The following is a 1,152-nucleotide window of genomic DNA, read 5'->3' on the forward strand; positions in this document are numbered from 1 at the left end:
CTAGTGGATTGATCGAGACAAAGGAGTCCGATTTAGGATTCCCATTTTGGCCTGCATATGCGACGATCTTGCATGCGCACAGGTATCACAATTGAGGTTTCCGCTGCTGACCGGGTTCGGCTGAACGCAATCGTTTCGGCAGGCAGCTCGCCGCAAAAGCATGTGTGGCGGGCGAAGATCATCTTGATGAGCGACGAGGGCCTGGGAACGGTCGCGATCATGGAGGCGACGGCTAAGTCGAAGACCTGCGTCTGGCGTTGGCAGGAGCGCTTCATGATGGAAGGCGTGGACGGCCTTTTGCGCGACAAAAGCCGGCCGCCCGGCACTGTGCCGCTCGAGGTTGACCTTGTCGACCGTGTTGTTGCTCTGACGCAGGAGCCACCCACGCAGGAAGCCACACACTGGACGGTTCGTGCCATGGCAAAGGCAGTGGGGATTGCGGCATCCTCAGTCGTCAAGATCTGGCACGAGCATGGTCTCGCACCCCATCGGTGGCGCCGCTTCAAACTATCGAACGACAAGGCTTTCGCCGAGAAGCTTCACGATGTGGTCGGTCTCTACGTCTCGCCGCCTGCCCATGCGATTGTCCTTTCCGTCGATGAGAAAAGTCAGATCCAGGCACTGGATAGGACGCAGCCGGGTCTTCCCATGAAGAAGGGTCGTGCCGGCACGATGACCCATGATTACAAGCGCCACGGCACCACCACACTTTTCGCTGCCCTGAATGTTCTCGACGGCTCTGTCATCGGCCGCAACATGCAGCGCCACCGGCATCAGGAATTCATCCGCTTCATCAACACGATTGAGGCTCAGTTGCCGAAGGATAAGGCGGTTCACGTCATCCTGGACAACTACGCCACACACAAACAGCCCAAAGTCCGGGCCTGGTTGGCGCGGCACCCACGCTGGACCTTCCACTTCGTTCCGACATCATGTTCCTGGTTGAACGCCGTCGAGGGTTTCTTCGCAAAACTCACCCGTCGTCGGCTGAAGAACGGTATCTTTCATTCGGTCGTTGATCTGCAGGCTGCCATCAACCGCTTTATCAAAGAGCATAACGAAGAGCCTAAGCCCTTCGTCTGGAAAGCAGACCCTGACGACATCATCGCAGCCGTCAGACGTGGGCACCAAGTGTTGGAATCAAACCACTAG

The 1,152-nt window shown here is 57.5% G+C and carries 1 protein-coding gene; it reads left to right on the top strand.

The genetic code is table 11. The features are described from left to right. The first annotated feature begins 72 nt into the window (after window positions 1–72). Window positions 73–1,152, top strand: coding sequence for an IS630 family transposase (locus PMI11_RS14225; RefSeq protein WP_007818102.1), 1,080 nt, complete (start codon window positions 73–75; stop codon window positions 1,150–1,152).

This window comes from Rhizobium sp. CF142, from assembly GCF_000281145.1.
Lineage (GTDB): Bacteria > Pseudomonadota > Alphaproteobacteria > Rhizobiales > Rhizobiaceae > Rhizobium.